Raw genomic sequence first — 21812 nt, forward strand, 5'->3', positions numbered from 1 at the left:
ATTCTCTTCGCCGGTATTGATGTGCCAGTCGGCGACTTCTTCGTAAATCGTATTGGTGTCGTTGACAGTATTGGCTTGTTGCTCTGACATCTGGTTACCTGCCATTTCTGGATGGTGATTTATATATTAGTATTTTCTGATATTTGTTTGTGATAAAAAAGCCGACACCGGGTCGGCTTTTCATCCTTGATCAGACGATCAATCCTGTTTGTTGTCGTCGCCCATCTGCTTCATGATTCTGTAGGCAATCACACCAACCACAATGATGGCAACCACCACACTGGCGATAGAGCCAATCACAACTGCATCAAATCCCATCTTGCTTCCTCCTGAGGAATTTAACATGGCCCTGATTCAAGTCAGGGCCATTATTCTCTAACTACTGACCACCACCAAACTGGTGAACATACACAGCCAGTTTTTTGATTTCAGTTTCTGTCAAACGTTGGGTTTCAGTACCGTCGTATTCCGGTTCTTCTTCCCATTTCAGCGCTTCCAGCTTCACTGCCAGTTTTTCATTCCAGGCAGGCATCACTGCAACACGGGTTTTCGGATCGGAAGGATCGTTCACACCGTGCAGTATGGTGTAGCGAATTTCTTCCGGTTCGCCCGAGAAACGCCAGATCTGATCGGTCAGATTGGCAGAACCCAGCGCGTGAATACCTTTAGCATCAGCACCATGACAACCGACACAACCTTTTTCATTGAACAGTTTCCAGCCGGCTTCAGTGGCTTTGCCTTCGGCAGCATTCACCACAAACTGAACCAGACCATCCACTTCTTCGGGTTTGAGCGTATCTTTGTGCGCCATCATCATGCCCTGACGGCCTTTGGCCAGGGTTTCTACGATGGTGTTTACATCGCCACCATAGAGCCAGTCATCATCAGCCAGAATCGGATAGCCGGAACCCGGAGCCGGAATACCACCGGTGCCGTGGCAGGCGGCGCAGTTGTCACCATAGAGCACTTTACTAGAACCGACTGCATAGTTACGCATGTCCTGATCAGCCAGAATTTCTTCTGCGGTCATGGCTTCCAGTTTTTCTTCAAATGGTGCCCGTTTCGCCTCCACTTCAGCCAGGTTTTCCTTGTACTCCTTGATCATAGTCCAGCCCAGCAGACCTTTGGTGCTTTCGTTAATCAGCGGCAGCGAAGGATAGAGGATGAAATATACCAATACCAACAGACCGCTCAGATAAAGCGCGTTGGTCCACCAGCGCGGTGGGGGATTTTCCAGCTCTCTGATACCATCCCATTCGTGTCCGGTATCAGACACTTCATTAGGATTCTTTTTGTTATCAGCCATCTTTTTTCTCCGAATTTGTCTCGTCGTCGTCATCCAGCGGCATGGAACGGTGGGACTCAATTTTGTCTTTATTTTTCGGGTTCAACACCCAGAAATAGAGTCCCACCATCAGTAGAAATATCACTACTGTAAATACCAGGCCGAACCAGTCGGTTCCAGTCATCGCGCTCCAGTCAGTATGAAAATACTCTTGAAGTTTACTCACGATAATCTCTGCCCGGCTCAAATTTCACCATGGTACCCAGCACCTGCAGATAGGCCACCATCGCATCCATTTCAGTTTTGCCTGCGACGGCTTCTGCAGCCCCCTGGATCTGCTCGTCGGTATAAGGCACACCCAGTGCTCTCATCGCGCGCAGACGTTTTTCCATACCTTTGCCATCAATCGTGGCGTCGTTCAGCCATGGATAGCCAGGCATGACTGATTCGGGCACGACGGAGCGGGGATCTTCCAAATGCTGAATATGCCAGTCATCGGAATATTTACCACCAACACGGGCCAGATCAGGACCGGTACGTTTGGAACCCCATTGGAAAGGATGATCGTACTTGGACTCAACCGCCAGTGAATAATGACCGTAACGGTCCTTCTCATCACGGAACGGACGCACCATCTGAGAGTGACACAAATAGCAGCCTTCACGCTGATAGATATCACGACCGGCCAGCTCAAGGGCTGTGTACGGGCGGACACCTTTCAGTTCTTCATACTCCGGAAACACATCATCTTCAAACGTCGTATCCAGATAGAACAGTGGGACGATTTCAACAATACCGCCTACCGAGACCACCAGGGCTGTTGCCAGCACCAGGGCCCAGATATTTTTTTCCAGTTTCTCCTGGAAGGTAACTGGTTTATTAGAATTATGATCAGACATTCCAGTCTCCTTAAATGTTAGCCGCAGTCGCCATTTCGACAGACGGCTTGGCAATCGCGCGACGGATAGTCACGGTAACGTTAAACAGCATAACGCAGGCACCCAGGAAGAAAATCAGGCCACCCACTGCACGCATCGCATAGTAAGGATGCATCTGGGCGACTGATTCGACAAAGGTGTATGCCAGGTTGCCGTATTCGTCATAGGCACGCCACATCAGACCTTGCATGATGCCGGAGACCCACATGGCGGTAATGTAAACCGCAGTACCGATGGTTGCCATCCAGAAGTGAATATTGACCAGACGGACTGAGTACATAGTGGTTCCCCACATGCGTTCGACCATGTGGTACAGCGCACCAATCGATACCATGGCGACCCAGCCAAGTGCACCCGAGTGTACGTGACCGATAGTCCAGTCAGTGTAGTGAGACAGGGCATTAACTGTTTTGGACGACATGACCGGACCTTCGAAGGTCGACATCGCATAGAAAGCCAGTGACACGATAAGGAAACGCAGAATGTAGTCGGTACGGAGTTTGTCCCAGGCACCACTCAGAGTAAACATACCGTTGATGGCACCACCCCAGGAAGGAATGATCATCGCCAGTGAAATCGCGGCACCCAGCGAGCCGGTCCAGTCTGGCAAAGCAGTATATTGCAGATGGTGCGCACCCAGCCAGACATAACCGAATACCAGTGCCCAGAAGTGAATCACTGACAGACGATAAGAATAAACCGGACGGTTAGCCTGTTTCGGTACGAAGTAATACATGATGCCAAGGAAGCCCGCAGTCAGGAAGAAACCCACCGCGTTATGCCCCCACCACCACTGAATCATCGCATCCTGAACACCGGCGAAAATGGAGTAGGACTTGAACAGTTCAACCGGAATCGCCAGGCTGTTGACCACATGCAGATAGGTGATCATGATCATCATTGCCAGGAAGAACCAGTTAGCCACATAGATGTGGGAAACCTTACGGATCGAAATGGTCATGATGAAGTTGAAGGTGTAGGCCAGCCAGACAGCAGCAATCAGAATATCGATAGGCCATTCCAACTCAGCATATTCTTTGGATTGTGTGTAGCCCAGCGGCAAGGTAATCACCGCAGCGAGGATAACCAGATTCCAGCCCCAGAAGGTGAACCAGGCAAGTTTGTCACTCCACAGGCGGGTACTACAGGTACGTTGTACGATGTAATAAGCTGTCGCCATCAACGTTGAACCACCAAATGCAAAAATAACCGCATTGGTGTGCACCGGACGCAGACGTCCGAAGCTGATATAAGGATTGTCGAAGTTCAAAACCGGCCAGGCCAGTTCCGAAGCGATATAAACACCGACACCGGTGCCGATGACCAAGTAGACACACGCCATATAGGCGAACCACTTGACCACCTGATAGTTATACTGCTGTTGTTCCGCTTGCATAGCGACCACACCTTCTCTCTTTGGAAAACTCTCTCTCAGCCCCATTATTGTTTTGTAGAGGCTAGGACCCTTTTCATTACGCCTTTATAAATAAAGCATGCTGAATTTTACCTGAACGAGCACTTTTTCATGGAGATGATCCTTTGATCTGGATCAATCATTCGTTAAATGCCTACTCATCTATGGCAAATGCCTTATTTATTCTGCGTAACCGCGAATTTTCCTAAGAACCATCTGGGTGGTCAAGTTCTGACCATCTTAAAGCATGGCACTTCATGCTATGGCGCTAAATAAAACAGTGACTTAGCCGCATCGCTTAAGAAAAAATCAATGAATAATATCGTGGCTTTGAGAGATGTTGCGGACGAAGTGCGAAGCGGATCACAGCGCGTCAAAACTGACGGCCAGCAGTACCCTGCGTTGTTCACTCACCAGTAAGTTGAATGTGCGGCAGGCCGCACCGAGATCCATAAACTCGACACCGATCTGCGACTGCATAAATTGATGGGCAATTTTGTGGAATTCAATACAGAGACCGGACCCGGTCGCAAAGAGAATAACTTCCGGATCCAGTCGCTTGAGGTCGGCCAGATGTTCTGCCGATATATTGACTATCTCCGTCACCGGCCAGTCAGGAATGAGCTGGTTCCGGGTCAGGATGAAGTTCGACTCGATGGTTTCAAGCCGGTTTTGATCTTGGCGACGAATGACCACATGGTCATTATCATAACTGTGGATTTGGTTATATTCAGTAACCGCTTCCTGGCTCAGTTTCATTTCTGCTATTAATAACCGGCCGCGTCGTTAACACGGTCACGAAGTTCTTTGCCAGGTTTAAAGTGCGGAACGTACTTTTCGTCCAGTTTTACCGATTCGCCACTTTTAGGGTTACGACCGACACGAGGTGGTCTGTGGTGCAGTGTAAAACTGCCAAAACCGCGAATCTCGATGCGATCACCTCTGGACAGGCTGTCACTCATTTGTTCGAGAATCAATTTTACGGCCAGCTCAACATCGCGATAATTCAGTAGAGATTGTTTGTCAGATAATGCTTCGATCAAATCTGATTTGGTCATGTCTTTATTGTTCCTGGAATAATGCGCCAAACACCGATGTTAAGAGGGGTATAAATCCGTTGACTAAAAAGCAGCACACCCGGCCGGAGCCGGGTGCACCTGATACAGTCAGATATTAATTATCTTTCTGATCCATTTGCTCTTTCAGCAGATCACCCAGTGTGGTGTTGCCTGAAGTGACGTTGCTGTACTCCTTGACAGCTTCTGCTTCTTCCTTCTCATCCTTGGCTCTGATAGACAGCGTCAGGGTGCGATCTTTACGAGACATACCGGTAAATTTCGCTTCCACTTCTTCGCCTACAGCCAGGACTTTACTGGCATCATCAATACGCTCACGCGCGATGTCAGCGGCACGGATGTAACCTTCGACACCTTCAGCCAGTTCCACAGTGGCGCCACGTGCATCAACGGCACTGACGGTGCCTTTGACGATGCTGCCGCGTGGATTTTCAGACAGGAATGAAGAGAATGGATCATCCTGCAATTGCTTGATACCCAGAGAGATACGCTCACGTTCAGGATCAATTGCCAGGACAACGGCTTCAACCTCATCACCTTTCTTGAAGTCACGAATCAGTTCTTCATTGTCTTCTTCCCAGGAGATATCTGACAGGTGAATCAGACCGTCAATACCGCCTTCGAGACCGATGAAGATACCGAAGTCAGTGATTGACTTGATGGCACCTTTCACCTTGTCACCCTTGTTGTGAGTCATTGCAAACTCTTCCCAAGGATTGGCTTGGCATTGTTTGATACCCAGTGAGATACGACGACGTTCTGCATCAATATCCAGCACCATGACTTCAACTTCATCACCCAGAGAAACCAGCTTGGATGGGTGAACATTCTTGTTGGTCCAGTCCATCTCAGACATATGAACCAGGCCTTCAACGCCATCTTCGATTTCAACGAAGCAGCCGTAATCAGCGATGTTGGTCACTTTACCGTGGATACGGGTGCTGTTCGGATAACGGCGTGCGATGTCTTTCCAGGGATCGTCACCCATTTGTTTCAGACCCAGAGAAACACGCTCACGCTCTTTATCAAATTTCAGAACCTGAACTTCGATTTCGTCACCGATGGCAACCACTTCAGATGGGTGTTTGACACGTTTCCATGCCATATCGGTGATGTGCAGCAGACCGTCAATGCCGCCCAGATCAACGAAGGCACCGTAATCGGTCAGGTTCTTAACGATACCTTTAACGACTTTACCTTCTTCCAGGGTTTCCAGCAGTGCTTCACGTTCGGCACTGTTTTCTTCTTCCATGATCGCGCGGCGAGAAACAACGATATTGTTGCGCGGGCGATCCAGTTTGATCAATTTGAATTCGAGATCTTTACCTTCCAGGTGGGAGGTATCACGGATAGGACGAATATCAACCAGAGAACCCGGCAGGAACGCACGGATATTTTCCAGATCGACTGTGAAACCACCTTTCACCTTGCCGGAAATCATACCGGTCACGGTCTCACCCGCTTCATAGGCATGTTCCAGTTTGGTCCATGCTTCCGCCTGTTTGGCCTTATCACGTGATAGCTGAGTTGCACCAAAACCATCTTCCAGGGATTCCAGTGAGACATCGACCAGATCACCGATAGAAACGGTCACTTCACCGTTTTCATCCATGAATTCTGAAACCGGAATCGCGCCTTCAGATTTCAGGCCGGCATTAACCATAACAACATCAGGACCGACATTGACTACCGTACCGGTAACAATCTTGCCTGGTTGCATGGGGGTTGAATTTAAACTCTCTTCAAAGAGATCAGCAAAGCTTTCGCTCATGTTAGTTATCCTTGACCTTGCTTAGAGATAACAAGATCACCAAAAGTTATCACCTGCGACATGCAGGATCGTTAAAAATCCCAACCGGCATGGCCGACCGGGGCCCTCAATCACACGTCAGTGCAAAATGCGCTGACTTGTTCGAATACCGCATCAATTCCGAGTTCGGTAGAATCAAGAATAAGCGCACCTTCAGCCGGCCTCAGCGGGGCGACCTCGCGTTCACTGTCTCGTCTGTCACGCTCGGAGATTTCTGCGATCAGATCAGAAAGGTTACTCTCAATTCCTTTCTGTTTCAACTGCTTATAACGTCTTTGCGCTCTTTCCTCAGCGCTGGCGGTTAAAAAAACTTTAAATGGCGCATCCGGAAACACCACGGTGCCCATATCGCGGCCATCGGTCACCAGACCGGGCATTTTCCTGAAATCGCGCTGACGCTGCAACAAGGCGCTGCGAACCGAAGCAATCGCCGCCACTTTTGAGGCCGCGTTGCCCGCCTCTTCACTCCGGATAAGAAGGCTGACATCTTCACCTTCCAGCAGCACTTTGAGTTCTGCATTATCAAAGTCAAAACGTACATCCAGCTGTTCCGCCAGCCTGGTCAACGCGTTCTCATCAGCAAGATCCAGCTTATGTTTGATGGCTGCCTGTGCCAGCACCCGGTAGATAGCGCCACTGTCGAGATAATGCCAGCCGAACTTGCGGGCAATCATCTGGGCGATAGTGCCTTTACCGGAACCACTGGGACCATCAATCGTCAGGACCGGGATATTACTCATCAATTACCTCAATATTGAGGCCGGCTTGCGACGCCAGTTCGACAAAGCCAGGGAAGGAGGTTGCCACATTGGCACAGTCATTAATCTGAATCGAACCGCCTGCCTGCAGCGCCGCAACAGCAAACGACATGGCAATACGGTGATCGCCATGACTATCCACCTCACCACTGCCGATGATGCCACCGTTGATGACAATACCGTCCTCTGTCGGCTCGGCATCAATGCCCAGCGTCTTTAAACCGTCAGCCATGACCTGAATACGATCACTTTCCTTGACCCGTAATTCCTCTGCACCGGTCAGGACTGTCTGGCCCTCGGCACAGGCTGCCGCAATAAACAAAGCCGGAAATTCATCAATGGCCAGCGGCACCTGATCTTCAGGGATCTTAATGCCTTTGAGTGGGGCATATTTCACCCGAATATCAGCCACCGGTTCACCACCGGTTTCCGCTTCATTCATCAGCGTGATATCGGCCCCCATCTGTTTCAGTATGTTGATCACACCAATTCGGGTCGGGTTGATACCGACATGTTTCAGGGTCACATCACTGCCAGGCGCGATAGCAGCAGCCACCATAAAGAAGGTGGCTGAAGATATATCGGCCGGCACATCGATCCGGGTCGCACTCAGTTTCCCGCCGCCCTCGATCGAGACGGTGCTACCTGATTTTTGCAGCGCATATCCCATACCGCCAAGCATGCGTTCAGTATGATCGCGGGTTGGTGCTGGCTCAGTGACAGACGTTTTGCCTTCTGCGTACATGCCGGCCAATAGCAGACAGGATTTGACCTGGGCGCTGGCCATCGGCAAATTGTAATCAATGCCTTTAAGCTGTCTGCCACCGTGAATTTTCAGTGGCGGTTTACCTTCGTTGGTTTCAATTTCAGCACCCATCAATGACAATGGATCAGTCACCCGCTTCATCGGCCGGCCTGATAAGGATTTATCGCCGGTCAACGTCACATCAAAACTTTGTGCTGCCAGCAGGCCACTCAAAAGCCGCATGGAAGTGCCGCTGTTGCCCAGGTATAAATCCTCATCCGGGGCTTTGAGCCCTTTCATCCCGACACCGTGAATGGTGACCCTGCCCTTATCCGGGCCGATAATATGAACGCCCATCGCACGGAACGCAGCCAGTGTGGCCAGCGCATCTTCACCTTCCAGAAAACCGCTGACTTCCGTGGTGCCTTCTGCCAGTGCACCCAGCATAATACTGCGGTGCGAAATCGATTTATCGCCGGGAACACGCAGCTCACCGCTGATCATGCCGCCCGGTTGGACAATATATTTTTTGTTGTTTTCGCTAGACACGGTTGCTTGTGCTCTCAAACTTCGCTGTTATCGATTAAATCAGGATCGGCAAAACGGGTATCACGGGCTTTTTTGGCGCGCGAAAAAACGTCAATCAGATAATCACCGTCGCCGTCACGAATCGCTTTTTCAATCCGGTTCATGCCCTGATGATATTGTTCCAGCAGAGCCAGGATCGCCTCACGGTTACCCAGACAGATATCGCGCCACATCACGGCATCACTGGATGCTATCCGGGAAAAATCACGGAAACCGCCGGCCGCGTAACGCAGCACTTCATCGCAATCATCACGCTCGGCCAGCATGCCCACCAGATTAAACGCCAAGACATGCGGTAAATGGCTGGTTGCTGCTAATACGGTGTCGTGATGCGCCACATCCATTTCAAACACTTCGGCACCAGTCAGCTGCCACATCGCCTTCACCTTCGCCGTGGCGGCGGAATCCGTCTCCGCAACCGGGGTCAATACAATCCGGTGCGCCTGATACAGTTCCGCAAAAGCAGCCGATGGCCCACTTTTTTCGGTGCCGGCTATTGGATGACCTGGTACAAACTGGCGAAACTTACCACCCAGAGCCTGCCTTGCCGCTTCAACGACCTGGGACTTGGCGCTGCCGCCATCAGTGATAATCGCTTCTGGATTCAGGTGTTCAGCAATGCCTTCGAATACCTCGGCCATCGCGCCCATGGGCACAGCGACAAAAATCATATCGGCATTGTCGACAGCTTCGGCCAGAGAGCCTGCTGCCCGATCAATAATCCCCAAATCCAGTGCCTGATTTCTTGCCGCTTCACTGCGGGCATAACCGACCACTTCATTCACGGCACCCTTGTTTTTGAGTGCCAGAGATAGTGAGCCGCCGATGAGACCCACACCGATAATTGCCAGTCGGTTAATCATCAGCCGCGCCCCAGAACACGGGATAAGGCTTCAAGAAAGCGCTGGTTTTCCTGTTCAAGACCGATGCTGACCCGCAAATGCTGGGGCAGACCATAGCCTGCTATCGGCCTGACGATAACCCCTTCATAGAGCAATTCGTCATAGACTTCAGCCGCATTGGTATGCACGTTAACAGTAATGAAATTGCCTTTAGACGGAATATATTTCAGTCCCATTTTGTCAAATTCGCCTGTGAGTTGTAGCATTCCGGTCTGATTCACTTCCCTTGATTGCTGCAGATATGACTCGTCACCCAATGCGGCTACTGCGGCAGCCTGCGCCAAACTGTTCACATTAAATGGCTGACGGATACGGTTTAATAGATCGGCGATTTCCGGATGTGACAAGGCATAACCAACCCGTAACCCGGCCAGGCCATAAGCCTTGGAAAAGGTCCGCGTAATGATCAGGTTGTCGAAACTCTGCAACCAGTTAACTGAACTTTCCGTCTGTTCGAGATACTCAACGTAAGCTTCGTCCAGCACCACCAGAACTTTTTCCGGCACTTTATCCAGAAAAGCCTGGACTTCTGCGGACTCAATCCAGGTACCGGTAGGGTTATTGGGGTTGGCAATAAAAATCAGTTTGGTGCGTGGCGAAATCGCCTTCAACATCGCCTTGAGATCATGACCATAATCTTTCGCCGGTGTGGCGATACCAGTCGCACCAATCGCCTTGACTGCCAAGGGATAGACTGCGAAGGCATGTTCAGAATAAATGACTTCGTCGCCATGGCCGGCAAAAGTCCGAGCCAATAGCTCCAGTACATCATTGGAACCATTACCCAGCGTAATTTGCTGAGGCGACAGGCGCAGTTTTTCCGCCAGCGCCATTTTCAATGTGTAGCCATTGCCATCAGGGTAACGCGTCATCTCTTTGGAAGATTTGGCTACCGCCGCCAGTGCTGCCTTCGATGGACCCAGCGGGTTCTCATTCGAGGCCAGTTTGATGACATCATGCACACCATACTGGCGTTGCAGTTCTTCGATGGGTTTACCCGGAACATAAGGCTGCAGATCAGCGACGCCGCTGACTGCGAGATCACAAAAGCTCATTGGGGCTCCGTTTTGCTTCTGAAGCTGTCAAAGATCAGCAGGACTGCACCGACACATATCGCCGAGTCGGCAATATTAAAGGCCGGCCAATGATAACTGCCATAATAGACATCAAGAAAATCGATCACATAACCGTGGACAAGCCGGTCAATCACATTACCAACTGCACCACCCAGAATCAAAGCCAGCGAAGCTGCCTCGAGCTTGGCGTGGTCCCCCAGGCGTTTGAGCCAGATGATCAGCACCGTGCTGATCGCCAGCGCCAGAGCCACAAAAAACCAACGCTGCCAACCACCGGCCGAAGCCAGAAAACTGAAGGCGGCGCCATAGTTATGTGCCAGTGTCAGGTTGAAAGATGGCAAGACCGCGACGGTCTCATGCAAATCCAGCCAGCTCAGCATCAGCCATTTGCTGATCTGATCCAACACGATGACAACAGCGGACAAATTAAGCCATTTCAACATAGTGTCAGGCAAACTGGCGCTGTTCGCCAGCCCCTTCAATATTATCAACACAGCGGGCACAAAGTTCGGGATGATTCGGGTTCTGACCTACCGACGGCACCTGATGCCAGCAACGGTCACAGCGGGCATAAGAAGAGGCCACGATCTGTACAGCTAATCCCGGCACACTGGTCTCGACCGCATCAGCCGTCTTCTCCGCGGCGGACTTGAGGTAAGCCGCTGAGGTAATCAATACAAATTTCAGTTCATCGCCCAGTTTATTCAACTTGCTGAATAAGCCTTGCTCAGCAAACAGGGTCAGCTCAGCCGTCAAACCGCCTTTAATATGACCAGCGTTTCGCTGATTTTCCAGTTCCTTGGCAACCGCATCACGGACAGCAAAAACCTGGTTCCAGAAAGTCAGATCAAAACCTGAATCCGCATCCAGCGGCGCCAGTTGCTCATACCAGCTATTAAGAATCACCGACTCATTACGCTCACCCGGCAGACACTCCCACAGCTCATCAGCAGTAAACGTCAGGATAGGGGAAATCCAGCGCACCAATGCTTCGATGATGTGATACATCGCTGTTTGTGAACTGCGACGGGCCAGGCTGTCAGCCTTCATCGTGTACTGGCGGTCCTTAGTAATATCCAGATACAGACTGCCCATTTCATTGGCACAGAAGTTATGGACTTTCTGATAAATCAGATGGAACTGATAATTGTCATAGGCTTTGAGAATATCCTGCTGCACCTGATAAGCACGATCCAGCGCCCAACGATCCAATGGCAGCATATCGGCACTAGCCACCGCGTTTGTGGCCGGATCAAAGTCGTTCAGATTCGAGAGCAGGAAACGCGCGGTATTGCGGATACGGCGATAAGAGTCAGCGGTACGTTTCAGGATCTCATCTGACACATGCATTTCACCGCTGTAGTCGGTGGCGGCCACCCAAAGGCGAATAATATCGGCCCCCAGATTGTTCATGACCTTCTGCGGTGCGACGACATTGCCCTTGGATTTGGACATCTTCTTACCTTGCGCGTCCACAGTGAAACCATGGGTCAGCACAGCCTTGTAAGGCGCGGCATTCGTCGTCGCCACCGACGTCAGCAACGAAGACTGGAACCAGCCGCGATGCTGATCACTGCCTTCAAGATAAAGGTCCGCAGGCCGACGCAGATAATCACGGCGCGCCAGCACACAGGCATGCGACACACCGGAATCAAACCACACATCCAGCGTATCGGTGACTTTATCGTAGTCTGCCGCCTCGTCTGCCAGCAGCTGTTCGGCATCCATTTCAAACCAGGCATCGATGCCTCCCGCTTCGACGGTTCTGGCCACCTGCTCGATCAGGCTTTCTGTTTGCGGATGCAATTCACCCGTCTGTTTATGTACAAACAGTGGAATCGGCACGCCCCAGGTACGCTGACGGGAAATACACCAGTCGGGACGGCCTTCGACCATGCCTTCAATTCGTTTCTGCCCCCAGTCCGGCATCCATTCGGTATCAGCAATCGCCTTCATTGCGGCCTGACGCAGACCATTCTGATCCATGCTGACAAACCACTGCGGTGTGGCACGGAAAATAATCGGTGTTTTATGTCGCCAGCAATGTGGGTAACTGTGCTGAAGATCCTGGTGCGCGAGCAGAGCGCCCTTCTCTTTCAACAATTCAATCACCTGCGGATTGGCCTTGAACACCGACTCGCCGGCAAACAACGGCGTATCAGGCAGGAAGCAGCCGTTACTGCCAACCGGGTTATCGACTTCCAGCTTGTATTTGAGGCCGACGGTGTAGTCATCCTGACCGTGACCCGGCGCAGTGTGCACCGCGCCGGTACCACCATCACTGGTGACATGATCACCCAGAATTACCGGCACCTGGCGATCATAGAACGGATGTTGCAGTAACAGGCCTTCGAGCTGTTCACCTTTGAGCCTGCCGATCACATCGCCTTCAAGTTGATAGCGTTCCAGTGCTTTTTCATACAGGGCTTCGGCAATCACCAGGCGTTCATTGGCGGTTTGAACGACCACATAGATCAGTTCCGGATTCAACGAAACAGCCTGATTAGCAGGAAGGGTCCAGGGCGTCGTGGTCCAGATAGGGAGACTGACAGCGCCCTCACCGGTCACACCGGATGCCTTCTCAAAAGCTGCTGTATCAATCAGCTCAAAGCGGACATCAATTGCCGGTGAGGTTTTGTCTTCATACTCCACTTCAGCTTCTGCCAGCGCCGAGCCGCAATCCACACACCAGTGCACCGGCTTGACACCTTTATGCAAGTGGCCCTGTTTGATGATTTGACCCAGGGTGCGAATGATATCGGCTTCAAAACTGAAATCCATCGTCAGGTAAGGATTATCCCACTCACCCAATACACCAAGGCGTTTGAAGTCTTCGCGCTGGCCATCCACCTGCTTGGCCGCATACTGGCGGCAGGCTTCGCGGAACTCCTTGGCAGAGACTTTGACGCCCGGTTTGCCGACTTTCTTCTCAACATTGAGCTCAATTGGCAGACCGTGGCAATCCCAGCCTGGGACATAAGGCGCGTCATAACCACTGAGGGTTTTGGACTTGAGAATAATATCCTTGAGAATCTTATTAACCGCATGGCCGATATGAATGTCGCCATTCGCATACGGCGGACCATCGTGAAGAATAAACTGAGGACGGCCTTTGGCCTGCTCTCGCAGTTTATTGTAGAGGTCGATTTCCTGCCAGCGCTTAAGAGTTTGCGGTTCGCGGTTGGGCAAACCCGCCTTCATCGGAAAGTCGGTTGCAGGTAAATTCAGTGTGTGTTTGTAGTCGGCCACAAGCTTCCCGTGATTCTCGAAAAACCAAAAGCGGTAATTATACGGATTTTTTAATGGGCTGTTGAGCCATCGCTTGATGATATAAGGATTTATTGTTCCTTCCCGCTTATGCAAGGCCGTCGAATTGCAGTAGAATATCGGCCTTGTAACGTCTGAGTTTTCGAGCAGAAATTTTATGGCCACATCGGAAAAGCTGATTATTCGCGGTTTGACGCAGGACGGCGGCAAATTCAGGCCCAGTGACTGGGCCGAGCGCTTATGCGGCGCGGTGGCCTCTTATGGACCGGGTAGAAGAATTATCTTTCACCCCAATGTCAGACTGGCTTCGATTGACGGCGTCAAATGCGTGATTATTGACGCTGTCCTGGAACACAAAGATGAGATGCTGTTTGATTTTCTGATGGATTTTGCGCGGGATAATAAACTGCAGACCGAGCGCACCAGCGAATACTCGACCGACGAGGAGTAAACGCGCCTACTCCCCCTGCTCGTGTTCGGCATCCGGCCAGTTCTGAATGTAGTTTTTCAGCAGCTTGTTTTCAAATTTGGCCTTATTCAGCAACTCTTCCACAATATCAGTGATTGACAACATGCCTTCCAGCTTGCCTTTGAAAACAACGGGCAGGTGTCGGATATTATGGTCAACCATCATATTCATGCACTCTTCCAGACTGTTATCCGGCTCGCAGACATAAGGATCGGGGGTCATGGCATCGGCGACGGTGACCGGACTCCACATGGCATGTTTCTGATGCAGGATATTGAGCAGATCGCGCTCGGACAGAATCCCGACCAGTTTGCCGCCGTCATCGGTCACCACCAGGGAGCCGATACGGTGTTCCATCATCAAGGTCACTGCCTTGTCCAGCGAATCCGAAGGGGATAAGCCAATGACCGGCTTACCCTTGTTCTTGGTGATCGACCTGACTTTCATCCGTTCGTCCCTTTCAGCAGAGTGCCTGTTGCTATTCTGCTTGAGTTCAATCTACAAGTGCAAGTGTTCGCCGCCCATAATTCAGGCGGCCATCAAAACGGCTAAAGATGTTCGCGGGTTGCGCGGAAGTCGATATCCGGCCAGCGTTCCATGGTCAGGTCCAGATTCACCCGTGTCGGAGCAATATAAGTCAGGTTACCTGAACCATCGTAGGCCAGATTGGTGGAGGCTTTTCTCTTGAATTCTTCCAGTTTACGTTCATCATCACAGTAAACCCAGCGGGCGGTATGAACCTGCACCGGTTCATAGGCACATTCGACGTTGTACTCGCCCTTGAGACGATGCACAACAACATCAAACTGCAGCACACCCACCGCGCCCAGAATCAGATCATTGTTGTCCAGCGGACGAAACAACTGGGTAGCGCCTTCCTCGCTGAGCTGCTGCAAGCCCTTAAGCAGGGCCTTGTTTTTCATTGGGTCTTTTAGCCGGACGCGACGGAACAGTTCCGGTGCAAAATAAGGAATACCGGTGAATTGCAGAGCCTCACCCTGGGTAAAGGTATCGCCAATCTGAATGGTGCCGTGATTATGCAGCCCAAGAATATCGCCCGGCCAGGCTTCTTCTGCCTGTTCGCGTTCAGCCGCCATGAAGGTCACCGCGTTAGCGATGGTGACATCCTTGCCGATACGGGTCTGGTGCATTTTCATGCCTTTGCTGTATTTGCCCGAACACACACGCATGAAGGCAATCCGGTCACGGTGTTTGGGGTCCATATTCGCCTGGATTTTGAACACAAAGCCGCTGAACTTTTCTTCTTCGGCTGATACTTCTCGGGTTTTGGTTTCCCTGGGTTGCGGCGCCGGTGCGTACTCGACAAAGGAATCCATCAATTCGGTAACGCCGAAGTTGTTCATCGCCGAACCGAAAAACACCGGCGTCAGTTTACCGGACAGGAATTCGTCCAGATCAAACTCGTGACTGGCACCCCGCACCAGTTCAATTTCATCGCGCAGATCCTCGGCCATATTGCCGAACAGTTCATCCAGGCGCGGATTATCCAGCCCCTGAATGATTTCACCGGCGTCTTTAGTGTGTGGCTGGAACAGATGCACACTGTCATTCAACAGGTGGAAGATGCCCTTGAAGCCTTTACCCATGCCAATCGGCCAGGTAATCGGTGCACACTGGATGTTCAGAATCGTCTCGACTTCATCCAGCAGTTCAATCGGCTCGCGGCCTTCCCGGTCCAGTTTGTTGATAAAGGTCAGGATCGGTGTATCGCGGAGACGGCAGACTTCCATCAGTTTGATGGTGCGCTCTTCGACGCCTTTGGCGCTGTCAATCACCATCAAGGCCGAGTCGACCGCGGTGAGGGTCCGATAGGTATCTTCGGAGAAGTCGGCGTGCCCCGGCGTGTCGAGCAGGTTAACGATGCGGCCGTTGTAGGGAAACTGCATCACCGACGAGGTTACCGAGATGCCCCGCTCTTTCTCCATTTCCATCCAGTCCGAGGTCGCGTGCTTGTCCGTTTTGCGCGATTTGACGCTACCGGCCATCTGAATCGCGCCACCGAAATACAGCAACTTTTCGGTCAGCGTGGTTTTACCGGCGTCGGGATGCGAAATAATCGCGAAGGTTCGCCGCTTACTGGCAGCTTCTTGAACGGGACTGGACATGAATAACAGCTCTACATTAGAAAACGGTTTGCCGCACAAAGTCGGCAAACCGCATATTTTCACCCATATTCAAGGCTGAAACAATCAGCCCGGTGCTCTAGGCAGCATCCGCCTCACGGCTGGCCTGCAGCTTGATGGCGATAAACTTGGATGTCGGGGTAAAGGTTTTGTCACCGACACTATCCAGTGGCACCAAAGGGTTGGTCTCCGGATAGTAGGCCGCCGCCTGACCTTCAGGGATATCATAACTGAGCAAGATAAAGCCGTTGACACGACGCTCCTTGCCATCACCCCAGAGAGAAATCAGATCCACTTTCTGGCCGGGTTCAAGACCCAGCTTGCGGATATCGGCTTCATTGGCAAACACCACATCACGCATGCCATAAACACCCCGATAACGGTCATTCATACTATATATGGTGGTGTTGTACTGGTCATGCGAGCGCATGGTCTGCAGTATCAGATCCGGCTTGTCGCCCTTGGCAGTGATATCGGCATGGATCAGATGCGTTGGTAAGGCATTGGCCTTGAAATTCGCTTTGCCGCTGTCGGTGTACCAGATGCGGTCCCGCGCGTTGTTGCCGAGGTAAAAACCACCGGGCAGGTCAACGCGTTCATTAAAGTTGGCAAAGCCGGGAATGGTGTCATCAATCAAATCCCTGATACGGCTGTAATCCTCCACCAGCCAGCTCCAGTCGACCGGGTACTTGCCGAGAGTGGCTTCTGCAATACCGGCAACAATAGCGGCTTCCGATCTAAGCAGTGGTGAAAACGGCTTCAACTGACCATAGGAAATATGCACCATGCTGAAGGTATCTTCTACGGTCACGCCCTGCTTGCCGTTTTTCTGGTAGTCGATTTCGGTTCGACCAATACAGGGCAGAATCAACGCCTGTTTACCGGTAATCAGGTGACTGCGGTTAAGCTTGGTCGACACATGCACGGTCAGGTCGCAATTTTTCATTGCAGCGTAAGTACGCGGTGTATCGGGAGCCGCCTGGACAAAGTTACCGCCCAGACCAAAGAAGACCCGGGCCTCGCCCGACTCCATGGCAGCAATGGCCTTCACAGTGGTATGGCCATGATGGCGTGGTACTTTGAACTGAAAACGTTGCTCCAGTGCATCCAGCAATGAAGCCGGCGGCTGTTCATCAATGCCCATTGTGCGGTCGCCCTGCACATTACTGTGGCCCCGAACCGGCGACAGACCGGCACCGGGTTTACCGATATTGCCGCACAGGAGTTGCAGGTTGATAATTTCCTGTACTGTCGCCACCGAATGCAGATGTTGAGTCACGCCCATGGCCCAGCACATAATGACCCGCTCAGCCTTACGGTACATATTCGCGGCAAGCTCAATATCCTGGCGGCTCAGTCCGGACTGATCTTCAATCTGTTCCCAACTGGTGTTATCGACTTCCGTCAGATAATCGTCGAGGCCATTGGTGTGTTCGGCGATAAACGCATGATCAAACACTGCCGCTTTGTTTTGCGCCTGCGCTTCGCGTTCCCACTGCAACAGGAACTTGACCATACCCCGAATCGCCGCCATATCGCCGCCCAGCGCAGGGCGGAAATAAGCACTGGTGGTCGGTTCGGATTCATTGGTCAACATTTCCAGCGGGTTCTGCGGATGCTGAAAACGCTCCAGCCCCCGTTCTTTCAGTGGGTTAAAGCAGATTACTTGAGCACCGCGCTGAACAGCCTCACGCAGTGGCTCGAGCATGCGAGGATGATTGGTGCCCGGGTTCTGTCCAATCACAAAAATGGCATCAGCTTCGGCAAAATCTTCAAAGGTGACGGTGCCCTTGCCCACGCCGATGCTTTCCGACATACCAATACCACTGGCTTCGTGGCACATATTGGAACAGTCCGGGAAGTTGTTGGTACCGAAAGCCCGCACAAACAACTGATACAAAAAGGCAGCCTCATTACTGGCACGGCCGGAAGTATAAAACTCGGCCTGATCCGGTGATTCCAAGGCGTTCAGGTGCTTGGCCACCGTCTCGAAAGCCTGTTTCCAGGTGACCGGTTCGTAATGATCGGTTTCCGGATTGTACTGCATCGGGTGTGTAATGCGTCCCTGTGATTCCAGCCACCAGTCATTCTGCTCGAGTAACTCTGTGTTGCTGTGAGCAGCAAAAAAGGCAGGGGCGACCCGGCGGCTAGTGGCCTCCCAGTTTACCGCCTTGGCGCCATTCTCACAGAACTTGATGAAATGCTTTTCCGGTGTTTCCCCCCAGGCACAACCGGGACAGTCCAGGCCATGATCCTGATTGGTTTTCAACATGGCGCGGATGTTTTTTATCGCATTTTTACTACCCAACCAGTTACGGGTCACACTGAGCAGTGCTCCCCAGCCTGCGGCTGGTCCGTTATATGGCTTGTAATGACTCACAGGAATACGTTCTCCGAGACGAAGCAAAACAGGCACAGCTTTTCCTGACCTTACTGAAAACAATCAGCAAAGCACAGGCGGCGTTGGCCTGAAAAATTAAAAAATTGAGAGATCAGAACGGCATGTTCTGCATGATGAAACAGACTTTTGCCTGTCATCCTTCTGATCATTGCGATCACGACATATTATAAGTTTCCCGGCGGTGAACATCAATATGCACCACAGTGCAAAATCGATAAACCACGTTATTTCGCCAGCTAACTGTTAATTAAGTTATACATTTTAAATCAATTAACTACGTTATTTTATCTTTATATAAAGATTGTTTAATGAAAGATAAAAAGCTAGACTGAAACAAGTCTTTAATAACAATGCCACATCATGAGAAAAAATAACGCACCGGATGATATCGATGTCATCACCGAACAATGGCAGGCCCGAGGGCTTGAAACGGATTTCACCGCCATGCAGATAGCAGCCCGCCTGCTGCGATTGAGCAAGACGCTGGAAACACGGATTGGAACCTTACACGCACGCTTTAACCTTAAACCGGGAGAGTTTGATGTGCTCGCCGCATTGAAACGATCCGATGCAGACGCACTGACACCTTCTGCACTTTATCAAAGCATGCTACTCAGCTCCGGTGCGATGACCAGCCGGCTGGATCGGCTGGAAAATAAAGGGCTCATCACAAGAACCCACTGCACCCGGGACCGGCGCAGTGTGAAAGTGTCTCTCACTACACAGGGGAAAGCACTGATTGAACAGGTCGCGCCAGCACATTTTCAATTACTCTGCACCCTGCTGGCAGGGATGACTGATAGCGACAAAGCGCAGTTTGCCAATTTACTGAAAGGTTGCCTGCAACTGATTGAACCCCGGACTGCAACTACGGAATGAATTCATCTCAACCTGATATCCGCTCGCTGATTCTGTTTCTCGCCGCTTTAACGGCGATGACACCGCTGGCTATTGATGCCTATCTGCCGGCCATGCCCGAAATGTCAGCATTTTTTAATGTCAGCATTCATGACACTGAGTTGTCCCTCAGTCTGTTTCTGGCCGGCTTTGCTGTCGGTCAGATTGTAGGAGGTCCCTTTTCCGACCACTTCGGCCGCCGTGCTGCCACGGGTATCGGCATCAGCCTGTTTTGCCTGGGGACGCTGGGAATTATTTTCAGTCCGACCATGGAATGGGTCTGGGCCTGTCGTGTACTGGAAGCCTTTGGCGGTGGCCTCGCCGTAGTGAACTCGGCCGCGGTAATACGGGATTTAAGTAAAGGCCAGGAAAGCGCGCGTCATCTGTCGAATATGGCCATCATTATGATGCTGGCCCCCCTGCTGGCCCCCCTTATCGGCATGTTGCTGTTGAAGTTCAGTGGCTGGCGGCTGATTTTTGACTTCCTGCTGGCTTACGGACTCATTATCGGCAGCACACTGTTTTTCAAGCTTCCCGAAACCCGGCGCATCGGCAACGAGAGGCCCAGTGCTTTCAGACGCTACAAAATGGTTCTCAGTAATCGCTTTGCTGTGGGGTTTATCTTTTCTCAGTGTTTTGCGCTAGGTGGCATGTTTGCTTTTATCACCGGCTCTCCAGCAGTGTATATAGGCTATTTCGGGGTCAGCGAAACGGTGTATCCGTTTCTGTTTGGTATCAATGTGGTCGCCATGATGCTGTTTAACCGGCTTAATCTGCGCCTGTTGCACAAGTACCGGCCCCAGCAGATCCTCAGTGTGGGGCAGACAGGCCAACTGCTGACAGCCTCATTGCTGTTGCTTTATATCAGTCTCAGTCCGGCGCCTTCGCTCATTATCGTCATTCCACTGATTATTGTGTTTATCGGCATTATGGGTCTGATTGTTTCCAATGCGACCTCAAGCACCGTGGAATACTTCCCGACCAACAGTGCGACCGCAACAGCTTTGCTCGGTGCCTCCGGTTTTGCCACCGGCGCCGTCAGCGGCTCTCTGGTCGGTATTCTGGGTGATGGCACACCATGGCCAATGACCCTGGTGATGTTCAGTTGCGCATTAACCGCACCTTTGCTGCGCTGCTTGATGCAGTGTGGTGCAGCTAATGAGGAAGACGCAAAGACTAGCCACTAATTCTGGCACGGTAATATTGATAAAACTGTTTCGCGGTGCGGCCACTGTGACTACCCCTTCCCATCGCATACAGTCTCGCGGCTTCGTGGAGTTGCTGCTGATCGATCTCTAGCCCGGCGAACAGGGATTCAACAATCGCGAAGTAGTTCTCCCAGTTGGCCGGATAGAAGGACAGATTGAGTCCGAACCGATCCGATAAGGCGAGTTTATCTTCGAGGCTGTCAGCATAATGCACTTCACCATCAACCAGGCCACTGAGCTGATTTTCCGAGCGTTTTTCCGGCAATAGATGACGACGGTTGGAAGTCGCATAAAGACGAACATGCTCTGGTGGCAGTTCCAGTCCGCCTTCCAGCAGGGACTTGAGCGGTTTGTAGGTCGACTCCCCTTCTTCAAAAGATAAATCATCACAGAAAACCACAAACCGAAACTGATTGTCGGCCTCTTCCAGTGAGTCCAGAATTTCCGGCAGATGACCGACCTCATCTTTATCCAACTGCAACATGCGCAGTCCATCACTTGCCATTTCATTCAACATGGCTTTGATCAAGGAAGATTTACCGGTGCCGCGTGCACCCCATAACATCGCGTGATTGCTGGTCTTTCCCTGAATAAAGTGCCGTGTATTATCCAGTAATGCCTGTTTCTGTTTGTCGATGCCTTTAAGTTCTGCCAGCCGGACTGGATCCAGCCGTTCTACCGGTTTCAGCTTCTGACTGTGACTACGCCATACCGCAGCATAATATTGATGCCAGTCAACACGCATAAAGACCTCAAACATGAATATAAATGTCTTAGCATAGCATCGACGAATACGATTTAAGCGATTGCCATCAAAAAATGAATGATTTGCGC

The 21812-nt window shown here is 51.4% G+C and carries 20 protein-coding genes; 3 read left to right on the top strand and 17 right to left on the bottom strand.

Going from position 1 to position 21812, the window contains the following annotated elements; all coding sequences use genetic code 11:
- Positions 1-379 precede the first annotated feature (379 nt).
- The 13 genes from ccoP to ileS form a co-directional block, all read right to left on the bottom strand.
- The gene (gene ccoP / locus FH755_RS01455) at positions 380-1306 is read right to left on the bottom strand and encodes a cytochrome-c oxidase, cbb3-type subunit III (protein WP_292437971.1); all 927 of its coding nucleotides are present in this window, start codon (positions 1304-1306) and stop codon (positions 380-382) included.
- On the bottom strand, positions 1299-1511 hold the full coding sequence (locus tag FH755_RS01460) for a cbb3-type cytochrome c oxidase subunit 3 (RefSeq protein ID WP_292437973.1): 213 nt from the start codon (positions 1509-1511) through the stop codon (positions 1299-1301). The genes ccoP and FH755_RS01460 overlap by 8 nt, the downstream gene beginning before the upstream one ends.
- The gene (gene ccoO, locus FH755_RS01465) at positions 1504-2184 is read right to left on the bottom strand and encodes a cytochrome-c oxidase, cbb3-type subunit II (protein WP_292437975.1); all 681 of its coding nucleotides are present in this window, start codon (positions 2182-2184) and stop codon (positions 1504-1506) included. Before ccoO ends, FH755_RS01460 begins: the two co-directional genes overlap by 8 nt.
- 10 nt (positions 2185-2194) lie before the next feature.
- Positions 2195-3619, bottom strand: coding sequence for a cytochrome-c oxidase, cbb3-type subunit I (ccoN, locus tag FH755_RS01470; RefSeq protein ID WP_292437977.1), 1425 nt, complete (start codon positions 3617-3619; stop codon positions 2195-2197).
- 381 nt (positions 3620-4000) lie between these two features.
- Entirely contained in the window at positions 4001-4396 is a 396-nt protein-coding gene (locus FH755_RS01475) for an MTH938/NDUFAF3 family protein (RefSeq protein WP_292437979.1), read from the bottom strand.
- Between the two features lie 8 nt (positions 4397-4404).
- Positions 4405-4695, bottom strand: a complete 291-nt coding sequence (locus FH755_RS01480) for an integration host factor subunit beta (RefSeq protein ID WP_292437982.1) — start codon at positions 4693-4695, stop codon at positions 4405-4407.
- Positions 4696-4810: 115 nt separating this feature from the next.
- Positions 4811-6484: a 30S ribosomal protein S1 gene (rpsA, locus tag FH755_RS01485; RefSeq protein ID WP_292437984.1), complete on the bottom strand. Its 1674-nt coding sequence runs from the start codon at positions 6482-6484 to the stop codon at positions 4811-4813.
- 110 nt (positions 6485-6594) lie between these two features.
- A complete protein-coding gene (cmk, locus tag FH755_RS01490; protein ID WP_292437986.1) occupies positions 6595-7263 on the bottom strand; it encodes a (d)CMP kinase in 669 nt (222 codons plus the stop codon).
- Positions 7256-8575, bottom strand: a complete 1320-nt coding sequence (aroA, locus tag FH755_RS01495; protein ID WP_292437987.1) for a 3-phosphoshikimate 1-carboxyvinyltransferase — start codon at positions 8573-8575, stop codon at positions 7256-7258. Before aroA ends, cmk begins: the two co-directional genes overlap by 8 nt.
- A gap of 14 nt (positions 8576-8589) precedes the next feature.
- On the bottom strand, positions 8590-9477 hold the full coding sequence (locus FH755_RS01500; RefSeq protein WP_292437989.1) for a prephenate dehydrogenase/arogenate dehydrogenase family protein: 888 nt from the start codon (positions 9475-9477) through the stop codon (positions 8590-8592).
- Entirely contained in the window at positions 9477-10571 is a 1095-nt protein-coding gene (gene hisC, locus FH755_RS01505; protein ID WP_292437991.1) for a histidinol-phosphate transaminase, read from the bottom strand. Before hisC ends, FH755_RS01500 begins: the two co-directional genes overlap by 1 nt.
- Positions 10568-11035, bottom strand: coding sequence for a signal peptidase II (lspA, locus tag FH755_RS01510; protein WP_292437993.1), 468 nt, complete (start codon positions 11033-11035; stop codon positions 10568-10570). The genes hisC and lspA overlap by 4 nt, the downstream gene beginning before the upstream one ends.
- Before the next feature lie 4 nt (positions 11036-11039).
- On the bottom strand, positions 11040-13841 hold the full coding sequence (gene ileS / locus FH755_RS01515) for an isoleucine--tRNA ligase (protein WP_292437995.1): 2802 nt from the start codon (positions 13839-13841) through the stop codon (positions 11040-11042).
- A gap of 175 nt (positions 13842-14016) precedes the next feature.
- Between ileS and FH755_RS01520 the strand changes: the two genes are divergently transcribed.
- Positions 14017-14310 (top strand): DUF3579 domain-containing protein, encoded by a 294-nt coding sequence (locus FH755_RS01520; protein ID WP_292437997.1) that lies wholly within the window; start codon positions 14017-14019, stop codon positions 14308-14310.
- Positions 14311-14316: 6 nt separating this feature from the next.
- Here FH755_RS01520 and FH755_RS01525 read toward each other — a convergent pair whose 3' ends face one another.
- The 3 genes from FH755_RS01525 to FH755_RS01535 all read right to left on the bottom strand — a co-directional run bounded on the left by FH755_RS01525 (position 14317) and on the right by FH755_RS01535 (position 18888).
- The gene (locus FH755_RS01525; RefSeq protein WP_292437998.1) at positions 14317-14775 is read right to left on the bottom strand and encodes a CBS domain-containing protein; all 459 of its coding nucleotides are present in this window, start codon (positions 14773-14775) and stop codon (positions 14317-14319) included.
- A gap of 101 nt (positions 14776-14876) precedes the next feature.
- The gene (locus FH755_RS01530) at positions 14877-16454 is read right to left on the bottom strand and encodes a peptide chain release factor 3 (protein WP_292438000.1); all 1578 of its coding nucleotides are present in this window, start codon (positions 16452-16454) and stop codon (positions 14877-14879) included.
- A 97-nt stretch (positions 16455-16551) separates the two neighbouring features.
- Complete coding sequence (locus tag FH755_RS01535) at positions 16552-18888, bottom strand: FdhF/YdeP family oxidoreductase (protein ID WP_292438002.1); 2337 nt, start codon at positions 18886-18888, stop codon at positions 16552-16554.
- 345 nt (positions 18889-19233) lie between these two features.
- Here FH755_RS01535 and FH755_RS01540 point away from each other — a divergent pair, with 345 nt between their 5' ends.
- Positions 19234-19752, top strand: a complete 519-nt coding sequence (locus FH755_RS01540) for a MarR family transcriptional regulator (protein ID WP_292438003.1) — start codon at positions 19234-19236, stop codon at positions 19750-19752.
- Entirely contained in the window at positions 19749-20957 is a 1209-nt protein-coding gene (locus FH755_RS01545) for a multidrug effflux MFS transporter (RefSeq protein ID WP_292438005.1), read from the top strand. The genes FH755_RS01540 and FH755_RS01545 overlap by 4 nt, the downstream gene beginning before the upstream one ends.
- Here the strand turns inward: FH755_RS01545 and FH755_RS01550 are convergent.
- On the bottom strand, positions 20947-21723 hold the full coding sequence (locus FH755_RS01550) for an ATP-binding protein (protein ID WP_292438007.1): 777 nt from the start codon (positions 21721-21723) through the stop codon (positions 20947-20949). The two genes, FH755_RS01545 and FH755_RS01550, sit on opposite strands and share 11 nt — an antisense overlap.
- Between the last annotated feature and the right edge of the window lie 89 nt (positions 21724-21812).

This window comes from Methylophaga sp., from assembly GCF_009711715.1.
Taxonomy (GTDB): domain Bacteria; phylum Pseudomonadota; class Gammaproteobacteria; order Nitrosococcales; family Methylophagaceae; genus Methylophaga.